This is a genomic window from Endozoicomonas sp. YOMI1, assembly GCF_024606345.1.
Taxonomy (GTDB): domain Bacteria; phylum Pseudomonadota; class Gammaproteobacteria; order Pseudomonadales; family Endozoicomonadaceae; genus Endozoicomonas.
The window spans coordinates 1-9,367 of sequence record NZ_JAHHPM010000266.1 but is presented as its reverse complement, the minus strand read 5'-3'; the positions used below and the strand labels follow the sequence as shown (position 1 = coordinate 9,367).

Below are 9,367 nucleotides of genomic sequence, written 5' to 3'. Positions count from 1 at the left end.
AGGCATCAGGTTTTGATCCTGACATGCGGGGGTTCGAATCCCTCCACCCCAGCCAGTATTTTGTCTCTGTTCTCCATCTTATAGAAAGTTGTTTCCTGTTATCTATTAATGCTGATTTTTCAGGCAGTTCTCTGTCTGAACCCTCTCTTGTTACTCGATTTTTCCACCTACGCCCAGTATCCAAGCAAGGTAATTTCCCGTGTCGAAAATGATGGTGTTTGCCGGCAACTCAAATCCGGATTTGGTTCACAAAGTTGTCAATCACCTGCATATCCCACTTGGCAAGGCTTACGTTGGCCGTTTCAGTGATGGCGAGTGCGCCGTAGAAATTCAGGAAAATGTCCGTGGCCGGGATGTATTCATCATCCAGTCAACCTGTGCGCCAACCAATGATAACCTGATGGAACTGCTGGTGATGGCCGATGCCATGCGCCGCTCTTCGGCGGTTCGTGTAACCGCAGTTCTGCCTTACTTTGGTTATGCCCGTCAGGATCGTCGTCCCCGTTCCAGTCGTGTGCCGATCAGTGCCAAAGTCGTTGCGGATATGATTGCTGGTGTGGGTGTGGATCGTGTGTTAACGGTTGACCTGCATGCGGACCAGATTCAGGGCTTCTTCGATATCCCTGTGGATAACGTCTACGGTTCGCCTATTCTTCTGGACGATATTGAGCTCCGTAATTACAGTGATGTGATGGTGGTTTCACCAGACCATGGTGGTGTCGTTCGTGCCCGTGCCGTGGCCAAGCGATTGAACTCTGACCTGGCTATTATTGACAAGCGCCGTCCAGAGGCCAACAAAAGCGAAGTCATGAACATTATTGGTGATGTTTCCGGGCGCACCTGTATTCTTGTTGATGATATGGTGGATACTGCCGGTACCCTGTGTCAGGCTGCTGCGGCCCTGAAAGAGAAGGGTGCAAAAGCCGTTTATGCCTACTGTACACACCCAATCCTCTCTGGCCGTGCCCTGGAAAATGTCGCCAACTCCCAGCTGGATGAGCTGGTGGTGACCAACACCATACCTCTGAGCCCGGCAGCCCAGGCTCTGGATAAGATCCGTCAGCTGGATATGTCTACTCTGCTGGCTGAGTCTGTTCGTCGTATCAGTAATGCTGAATCGATCAGTGCGATGTTTCAGTGATACTCGTTGGGATGGCAGATGGTGGTTGGAAATTGTATTTCCAACCACTGAACCACAGTGTATCACCTGAAATTTCTGGAGGTATTGTTGGTAGGCAGGGTTTGGATGTTATGTTACTGAATTGAGCATCCCCAGCTGGCATCATCTTGTAAGGATGCTTTTTTTTGACTCAGAAAAATTCCAGCCTGCTCCATTGTCTCATGTACCTTGCAAGCATGCGTATCTACCTCTTCGCTATTGGCATTGCTAATATTTAAGAGCGTGTAGTAGAAAGTTTTAAAATCTTGAGACTTAATTGATTCACAGGTACGTTGAAGAATTGAAATGCTCCTCAGTAGTGATTCTGGTGATTCATCTTGCTTTGCCTTATGTCTGTTTTCTTTGATTTTTTCGATGTTTTTCGAAACTAAAGTCTTGAATCTCTCAAATTCGTTGGGTCCTTTAAAGTGAGAAACCAAGTGTGAACCAAAGGATTTTAATAAAAATTTTTCAGCCTGGTCTGTTTCTGACTTATATGTGGTATCAAAATTCGGACTACTTCCGCAAGGGCAAGTACTGATACTGTAGGGCATGGCTTTTTTGCTCCTTTTTAATTATCAGATGGACTTTTGGATATTGATGACAGTCATGGGCAGCATTCTTAGGGGCTCTCCTGAAATTTTGGGTAACTGGGCTACTCATTTCATATAGAGGGAATGTTGGGCTGTCAGGTTCCATAAACTCTTTAAAAAAACAGTTTTTTGATCTGAATAGTCCCTGCCCACAGCTGCCTGATTGCGCTGCAGTGCATCATGTTTTTCAGTAAATACCCAGTCTGGTGCGGGAAACATATTTTGCTTTTTTACGCCATGCCGGTATGATATCGCACCTTTGAATCCCTTTGTGGGGTTCTGTTTAAACAGCCTGACGCTGCTTGGTCGCAAGGTTGCGGCAGGTATATTGGAGATAATCATGTCTGAAGCAATCGTTTTAAACGCAACAGCGCGTAAGGATATCGGGAAAGGTGCGAGCCGCCGCCTCCGTCGTGCTGACCTGGTTCCTGGTATCATCTACGGCGGTGAAGCTGAGCCTGTACAGATCACTCTGGAAGGTAAAGCCATCCGTAAGGTTCTGGAAGTTGAAGCTTTCTACTCTCAGGTTCTGACCCTGGCTGTTGATGGCACCAAGCAGCAGGCTATCCTGAAAGACCTGCAGCGTCATCCGGCTAAAGAGTTCGCTATGCACATGGACTTCCTGCGTGTCGATGCAGACCATGAGATCACTACTAATGTTCCTCTGCACTTCATCAATGAAGAAGAGTGTGTCGGTGTGAAGGCTGGTGGTGCGATCGTACATAATCGTGTAGATCTGGAAATCAAGTGTCTGCCAGGTGACCTGCCAGAGTTCATCGAAGTTGACATGGCCAAGGTTGAAGTGGGTGGCCATGTTCACTTGAGCGATCTGACCGTGCCTGCGGGCGTTGAAGTTATCGCTCACGGTCAGGATCTGGACATTGCCAGTGTTCAGGCTACTCGCGGTGGTTCTGAAGAAGAATCCGAAGCGTCTGCTGAAGAAGCTGGCGAAGAGTAAGCATAAGGAGGCATTATGGCAAAATCTTCGGAGCTCTTATCCTCAAAAGAGTCGATTCGACTGGTCGTGGGGCTGGGAAATCCCGGAGCACAGTATGAAGATACCCGCCATAATGCCGGCTTCTGGTACGTTGAGCAGTTAGCAAGAAGTCACGGTGCCATCTTGCAACCAGAAAAGAAGTTTTTTGGCATGACTGCCCGGGTACTGATAGGCGGACAGGAAGTTCGCCTGCTTAATCCTACGACTTTTATGAATCGAAGTGGTCAGGCTGTTGGTGCCATGGCGACTTTCTTCAAAATCCCTCCTGAATCTATCCTTGTGGTTCACGATGAGCTTGATCTGCCTGCTGGCGTTGGCCGTTTGAAGCAGGGTGGTGGCCATGGTGGTCATAATGGTCTCAGAGATATTATCGCCTCTCTTGGAAACAGTCGTGAGTTTTTACGGCTTCGTCTTGGCATCGGTCATCCCGGCAACAGCAAAGATGTGGTGAACTATGTGTTGACCAAGCCATCGGTTGCAGAGCGGCAAAAAATTGATGCTGTTATTGATGAATCGATCCGGGTCACACCTGAAGCTTTGAATGGCAAGCGATCCAAAGCAGTTCAGGAGCTGCATACGTTCTCTGCCTGAGATATTTGCTCTGGTGTCTGCTTAGGAACAGTCTTTAATTAACTTCCCGGTTTAGAGCTTGATCTCCATTCATCCTGAGCGGAGTCGAAGGCTTCCAAGGCACAATGCGTGAGCCGGAGTTCACGCCCTTAGATACTTCGACAAGCTCAGCACTCAGGATGAACGGAGTTTTGAACCTGAGAAATACGGAAGTTATGTAGGGACTATTACTTGCTGACTTTAATAAAACCTGCTAATGAGCTGATATATTTAACTCGGGGATTGGCCAGTAATCATTTCCGTCAAACGTTTTCTCCTTTCTAAGCATGGCGTTGTCGATCAATTGGCATATCAGCTCTTCGAATTCTATTCCGGCATGCCTTGCTCCATCAGGAAACAGGCTGGTGGGTGTCATTCCGGGAAGATTATTGATTTCGGCAAAGATCGGCTCTCCGTCTTGGGGAACCATAAAATCGGAGCGGCTGATATCCCGGCAGCGAACCAGTTGGTGTGCCTGCAGAGCAATCTCCTGAACTCTTTTTCTCTGATAATCCGTAATACGGGCGGGAATAATATGTTCACTCAAGCCCGGTGTGTAGCGGTGGGTATAGTCATACCAGGCATTATCAGGTGTGATGATTTCTGTGGTTGGCAGCACCTGTGGGGTATCCAGTTCAAGTACCCCGGCAGTGACTTCTCTGCCATGAATAAATGCCTCCACCAGTAGTTGCTCATCTTTCTCAAAGCCGCTTCTAAGTCGTTCTGTCAGCTCTTTCTCGCCCCGGGCAAATTGAATGCCGATACCGGACCCCTGGGCGAAGGGCTTGATAATAAGCTTCTCCCCGAGGGCTTCAATACATTGACTGACGGATAAGTGTAGCGGATCGTTCCGGGAAACGACGCAATCTTTTGCCATAGGGATGCCAGCAGTCTGCAAAATACGCTTGGTTGTCACCTTGTCCAGGGCACACGCACTTCCCAGGACTGTTGAGCCAACATAAGGGATGCCCATAATCTCAAGAAGCCCTTGCAGGCAGCCATCTTCTCCCATGGGGCCGTGGGCAACTGGAAAAACAACATCGACCTGGTGGAGCGTCAGGTTGGCGGGCAGCATCTTATTCAGTTCAAGGGTAACTACTTTCTGATAGTTTTTCTCCAGAGGCGAGCTGATGCGACCTGCTGAAAGTCTTGAAACACTGGCTTCAGGGGAAGGGCCACCACAAATTATTCCCACGGTGATTTTTCTATTTGGCATCTAGTGATCCACAAGATTAAGAGTACAGTTCATCAAATGTAGTTGTTTTTGTTGTCTTGCATGTTGTTAATTAATATTCAGAGGTTGCCCAGCGATAAAATCCAGAGGCCAGAATGATGCCCAGCCCAGCTTTCATAACGGTATAGATGTAAGGAGAAGATGAGAGGTAGCTGGCAATAATATAAAAAAGCATGGCTGTACTTGCGATTTCTACGGTGGCCAGAATGCCTCCTGCGGCACCGGTCAGGCAGGGAATGCTGTGCATGCCTAAAGTATGGCCAATGGTTCCTGTCAACGGGCTCGTGCCTTTCCAGAGTTTGCTGGTGTAAGGGTGTCTTTGAGCATAATCGGGGAGATCGTATAGCGATGGGAATTCCTCGATTATTTTCCAGTCATTAACAAGCGCATTTAGATAATGTCTGTCACCGGTGGAAGTAATCAGTGCAACTGGTTGAGCATCAAACCTGGTGTTGCCTTTGCCTTCTTCGACAAGCTGTAACTGCCTGGCGGCTTCTATTAGCTGATTGACTTCTGGCGATTCTGGTCTCGCGGCTGTTTCACTATTCAGGAAGTGCGTATGGTTTCTAAGGAGTAAAGAGCTGTAGGTTGCAGGAGGTTCACTCCCGGTGTCGCCAACTCTATCAAATAGCTTTGCAGTTGCTATTTCCATTGGTATTGCACCAGCGCCTCGTTTACTTAAAGAAAGAACGGCAACCGTTGGTGTAATGTTGATAGTGCCATTTTCGACCCTGTGGCATAGAAGGGCGTCGATCGTTGAAGTTCCGTCAAAATGTAATTCATTTAACACTCTGATGATTTTCGGTGTGGCCACTCTGGCCTGCTGCCTGGGTTCATCGGTTTCTCCCCGGCTCGGCGAAATCAGAGAAAGGTGGGTGATTTTTTTGATTCGCTGATCATGGCAATAATAGTTATTTGAGAGTTGAAGGGGGCTTTCAGGTAAAACGATGGGGGGGGAGCATGGGTCGATGAAGTAATCAGCCGGGGCAAGTACTCGATCGTTGCCAATGAGAATACCTTTTGCCATTCTTTTTTCCCTGGCAAGGGGGGTGTCGGCGCAGTGGTTAAAGTGAGCGGTAATGACTGGTGGGGCGTTGGAGTGCTTTTCAAGGGTATAGCCGGTAGCAGTCAGGTACGCATCGGTATGTTCATCGGTTGCCATTGGTTGAGTGCTTTCTGCTGCAATGGCTGTGAGTGGATAAGCTGCCAGTGCAAGTATCAGTTTAAAAATAACGGTTTTGATCAATTGATTCACAGGATTGTCGCCTTGGTGATTCAGGTAATACACCTTTTACAGTTAAAAAGGCTTGCATCCATGGGTTGGTCACAAGCCGCTTTCTGGTAATTCGTTTTAATGTTGAGTGTTTGGACATTTTTTTGTGCGGATAATTCTATTTTTTGCGAACGACCATAAGCTTTTGTTCAGTCAGAACCTGAATTTCTTGTTATTTTAATTGTGGTTTTTAGTAATTTCCGCAATATCGGTAATATGTGTACTTTTGTACTTTTACATCAGTACAGGTGACTGAGATAAATTGAACAAGGCATGAAGACTGAGTCCTGGTTTCAGGTAATCAAACTGCTGAAGAGACAGCAGGATGTGGAAGCGCTCCATGAGGTTATGGCGGTGTTACTGACTCGAGAAGAGCGGGAGGCTATTGGCTCGAGGTTGGCCATTATGCAGGCCCTGATTTCGGAAGAAGAATCTCAACGGGAGATAGCTGCGCGGATTGGAGTGAGTATCACCAAAGTAACCCGATGTTCAAATTATCTGAAAATGCTGTCTGCTACTGAAATAGCCATGATTGAACAGATTTAAATGCCCTTGAGCCGAATAAACAGCCTTGAGCCTAATAAACAGCCTTGAGCCGAATAAACAGCCTTGAGCCGAATAAACAGCCTTGAGCCGAATAAACAATAGTTCCAAAAAACAGTAGGAATATTAATGTCTGAAGCAGTTATAACGGAAAGTTCTCCGGACTCCGCCGGGAAGCAGGGTTCAGTTCTTGGAGGAACGGTGATCGTTACCGGAACCGCGATTGGTGCCGGAATGTTTTCACTGCCAGTTGCCACCAGCGGTCTCTGGTTTGGTTACTCAATACTGCTGATGGTCTTTACCTGGTATTGCATGTACAGTGCATCACTCTATCTGCTGGAAGCTAATCTGCGCTTTCCTTTGGGTGCGAGTTTTGATTCTATTGCCGAGGGCACCATTGGCTCTATTGGTCGTGTTGTTAACGGTGCTTCTGTTGCCTTTCTTTGTTACATCCTGACTTATGCCTACATCTCGGGCGGCAGTTCCATCATTACTTACTCTCTGGACGCCGTGGATGGTGTCTCTCTCTCCACGCCCATGGCCAGCTTTGTTTTTGCCCTGGTGCTTTCTGCTATCGTAATGACCGGAACCCGCGCCGTTGACCGGGTCAGTACGGTGCTGATTGGCGGAATGGTGATTACCTTTTTGTGGAGTATCAGTGGCCTGCTGGGCAATGCTTCCTCTGACTATTTGATGCCGGGCCTGTCGTTTGCCGAGGTGTCTCCTTTCTCTTTCGGAGCGTTGGGCTTTCTGACGGTCAGTTTTGGTATGCAGACCGCTGTGCCCAGTATCACCCGCTACCTCAATAAGGATGGCAAGCAGGTAAGGTTTGCGCTGTTGACCGGCTCGTTGCTGGCCCTGGCGTTTTATGCCCTGTGGCAGTTCAGTTTCTTTGGCAATCTGCCCCGTGAAGCGTTCCCTGGCATTATTGCTGCCGGAGGCAATATTGGCGATATGCTGGGCGCACTTTCTGAATCGGGTCTTAATGTGAATGTTTCGAATGTGTTGCAGTGGTTTGCCAACATGGCGGTGGCCAGCTCATTTCTGGGTGTTGCTCTGTGCCTGTTTGATTACATCGCTGACCTGTTCGGTTTCGACAACAGCTTTGTGGGCCGGTTAAAAACAGCTGCAATTACGTTTATTCCACCAACCCTGTTGGGTGTATTCCTGCCCAATGGTTTTATTACTGCCATTGGCTTTGCCGGGCTGGTGCTGGTTGTTTTCTGTATTCTCTCACCGGTAATGATGGCCTGGGTTGGTCGTCAGCGAGGTGAGGATGGCTATCAGGTGCCGGGTGGGGCCGTGAGAATGGGGCTGATCTTCCTCTTTGGCATTGCTGCCATGGTGCTGGCGGGGCTTGATTTGATGGGGGTTCTGCCAAAGTTTGGCTAATGCTTCTTTGATGTGATTGGATTGAGCGCCCGGAGAGGATCTCTCCGGGCGTTTTTTTATCTGCCAACATAAAATTTCTGAAATTTTTTCCCTCAGTCTTTATAATTCGCCCCCATTAACTATCTTCAGGAGCGAGCAGAAGCGCTATGGGTTTCAAATGTGGCATCGTTGGATTGCCAAACGTTGGTAAATCAACGCTATTTAATGCCTTAACCAAGGCGGGTATTGATGCAGAAAACTTCCCGTTCTGCACCATTGAGCCCAATGCCGGTGTGGTTGCCATGCCAGACCCCCGTCTGGATAAGCTTGCGGCAATCGTTAAACCTCAGCGAGTGTTGCCGACCACCATGGAGTTCGTGGACATCGCGGGTCTTGTCGAGGGCGCTTCCAAAGGGGAAGGTCTGGGTAACAAGTTTCTGGCGAATATCCGTGAAACGGATGCGATTGCCCATGTGGTTCGCTGCTTTGCCAATGACAATGTTATTCATGTGGCCAACAAGATTGATCCCCGTGCTGATATAGAAATCATCAATATGGAACTGGTGCTGGCGGATCTGGAAAGCTGTGAAAAACAGCTGCAGCGTGTTGCCCGTTCTGCCAAGGGTGGAGATAAGGATTCCTTAGCCCAGAAGGGATTGCTGGAAAAAATCATTCCGCACCTGGAGGCTGGTAATCCGGTTCGCTCTATGAATATGAGTGATGATGAGGGGAAGCTTGTTCGTTTGTTCCACCTGTTGACCATCAAACCCACCATGTATATTGCCAATGTGGATGAGGATGGTTTTGAGAATAACGAATACCTGGATACGGTTCGGGAAATTGCTGCTCAGGAAGGAGCCGTGGTGGTGCCGATCTGCAGCAAGCTGGAATCGGAAATTGCCGAACTTGATGATGACGAGCGTACAGAGTTTCTTGCCGATCTTGGCATGGAAGAACCCGGGTTGGATCGCGTCATCCGTGCCGGTTATGAACTGCTTGGTCTGCAAACCTACTTTACCGCAGGAGTGAAAGAAGTCAGGGCCTGGACGGTGAAGGTGGGTGCCATTGCACCGCAGGCTGCCGGTGTTATTCATACTGACTTTGAGCGTGGTTTTATTCGTGCGGAAGTCACCAGCTATGATGATTTCATCAAATACCATGGTGAGCAGGGTGCCAAAGAAGCAGGCCGTCTGCGTGTAGAAGGCAAGGCATATATAGTCCAGGATGGTGACGTAATGCACTTTCTGTTTAATGTCTGAAACTTCCTGATAAAACGTCGGAAGAAGGCACGGGAAAGCGTGCTTTTTTTCGTTGTGCCCGTGAATCGGGTATTTGTCTGTCGTCGTGTTATAAATCCGCTTTGCTTATAGGCTTTTTGCTTGACAGGCTCAGGTGAAATCACTAAAGTGTGCACCATCTTTCGGCGGCTAGGTAGCTCAGTTGGTTAGAGCACAGCACTCATAATGCTGGGGTCGGCAGTTCGAATCTGCCCCTAGCTACCACTTATTCGGATATGTATCCTGCGTAATCTATTGGGGTGTCGCCAAGCGGTAAGGCATCAGGTTTTGATCCTGACATGCGGGGGTTC

10 protein-coding genes and 1 tRNA gene are annotated in these 9,367 nt (G+C 48.4%); 7 read left to right on the top strand and 4 right to left on the bottom strand.

What is annotated here, in order from left to right; genetic code table 11:
* Positions 1 to 199: 199 nt before the first annotated feature.
* Positions 200 to 1,141 carry a ribose-phosphate pyrophosphokinase gene (locus KDK15_RS09360; RefSeq protein WP_257295090.1) on the top strand — a complete coding sequence of 314 codons (942 nt, stop codon included), beginning with the start codon at positions 200 to 202 and terminating at the stop codon, positions 1,139 to 1,141.
* Between the two features lie 113 nt (positions 1,142 to 1,254).
* Here the strand turns inward: KDK15_RS09360 and KDK15_RS09355 are convergent, their stop codons facing one another.
* Positions 1,255 to 1,713, bottom strand: a complete 459-nt coding sequence (locus KDK15_RS09355; RefSeq protein WP_257295089.1) for a hypothetical protein — start codon at positions 1,711 to 1,713, stop codon at positions 1,255 to 1,257.
* Positions 1,714 to 1,818: 105 nt separating this feature from the next.
* A complete protein-coding gene (locus KDK15_RS09350) occupies positions 1,819 to 2,094 on the bottom strand; it encodes a hypothetical protein (RefSeq protein ID WP_257295088.1) in 276 nt (91 codons plus the stop codon).
* Between KDK15_RS09350 and KDK15_RS09345 the strand changes: the two genes are divergently transcribed.
* Both KDK15_RS09345 and pth read left to right on the top strand, forming a co-directional pair.
* On the top strand, positions 2,093 to 2,710 hold the full coding sequence (locus tag KDK15_RS09345; RefSeq protein WP_257295087.1) for a 50S ribosomal protein L25/general stress protein Ctc: 618 nt from the start codon (positions 2,093 to 2,095) through the stop codon (positions 2,708 to 2,710). The genes KDK15_RS09350 and KDK15_RS09345 overlap by 2 nt on opposite strands.
* Positions 2,711 to 2,725: 15 nt before the next feature.
* Positions 2,726 to 3,340 carry an aminoacyl-tRNA hydrolase gene (gene pth, locus KDK15_RS09340; protein ID WP_257295086.1) on the top strand — a complete coding sequence of 205 codons (615 nt, stop codon included), beginning with the start codon at positions 2,726 to 2,728 and terminating at the stop codon, positions 3,338 to 3,340.
* Positions 3,341 to 3,572: 232 nt separating this feature from the next.
* Here pth and KDK15_RS09335 read toward each other — a convergent pair whose 3' ends face one another.
* Complete coding sequence (locus KDK15_RS09335; protein ID WP_257295085.1) at positions 3,573 to 4,574, bottom strand: D-alanine--D-alanine ligase; 1,002 nt, start codon at positions 4,572 to 4,574, stop codon at positions 3,573 to 3,575.
* A 70-nt stretch (positions 4,575 to 4,644) separates the two neighbouring features.
* Positions 4,645 to 5,847, bottom strand: coding sequence for a hypothetical protein (locus KDK15_RS09330; RefSeq protein WP_257295084.1), 1,203 nt, complete (start codon positions 5,845 to 5,847; stop codon positions 4,645 to 4,647).
* 291 nt (positions 5,848 to 6,138) lie between these two features.
* On the opposite strand from KDK15_RS09330, the gene trpR reads away from it, so the two are divergent.
* The 4 genes from trpR to KDK15_RS09310 all read left to right on the top strand — a co-directional run bounded on the left by trpR (position 6,139) and on the right by KDK15_RS09310 (position 9,281).
* On the top strand, positions 6,139 to 6,411 hold the full coding sequence (gene trpR, locus KDK15_RS09325; RefSeq protein ID WP_257295083.1) for a trp operon repressor: 273 nt from the start codon (positions 6,139 to 6,141) through the stop codon (positions 6,409 to 6,411).
* A 126-nt stretch (positions 6,412 to 6,537) separates the two neighbouring features.
* On the top strand, positions 6,538 to 7,800 hold the full coding sequence (locus tag KDK15_RS09320) for an amino acid permease (RefSeq protein WP_257295082.1): 1,263 nt from the start codon (positions 6,538 to 6,540) through the stop codon (positions 7,798 to 7,800).
* Positions 7,801 to 7,946: 146 nt separating this feature from the next.
* Positions 7,947 to 9,038, top strand: coding sequence for a redox-regulated ATPase YchF (ychF, locus tag KDK15_RS09315; RefSeq protein WP_257295081.1), 1,092 nt, complete (start codon positions 7,947 to 7,949; stop codon positions 9,036 to 9,038).
* A 166-nt stretch (positions 9,039 to 9,204) separates the two neighbouring features.
* Positions 9,205 to 9,281 (top strand) — tRNA-Met (locus tag KDK15_RS09310).
* The last annotated feature ends 86 nt before the right edge of the window (positions 9,282 to 9,367 follow it).

Excerpts from the sequence above, each read along its gene's own strand:
- KDK15_RS09355 (WP_257295089.1), bottom strand. The coding sequence starts at position 1,713 with ATGCCCTACAGTATCAGTACTTGCCCTTGCGGAAGTAGTCCGAATTTT.
- KDK15_RS09345 (WP_257295087.1), top strand. The coding sequence starts at position 2,093 with ATGTCTGAAGCAATCGTTTTAAACGCAACAGCGCGTAAGGATATCGGG.
- KDK15_RS09350 (WP_257295088.1), bottom strand. The coding sequence starts at position 2,094 with ATGATTATCTCCAATATACCTGCCGCAACCTTGCGACCAAGCAGCGTC.
- pth (WP_257295086.1), top strand. The coding sequence starts at position 2,726 with ATGGCAAAATCTTCGGAGCTCTTATCCTCAAAAGAGTCGATTCGACTG.
- KDK15_RS09335 (WP_257295085.1), bottom strand. The coding sequence starts at position 4,574 with ATGCCAAATAGAAAAATCACCGTGGGAATAATTTGTGGTGGCCCTTCC.
- trpR (WP_257295083.1), top strand. The coding sequence starts at position 6,139 with ATGAAGACTGAGTCCTGGTTTCAGGTAATCAAACTGCTGAAGAGACAG.
- KDK15_RS09320 (WP_257295082.1), top strand. The coding sequence starts at position 6,538 with ATGTCTGAAGCAGTTATAACGGAAAGTTCTCCGGACTCCGCCGGGAAG.
- ychF (WP_257295081.1), top strand. The coding sequence starts at position 7,947 with ATGGGTTTCAAATGTGGCATCGTTGGATTGCCAAACGTTGGTAAATCA.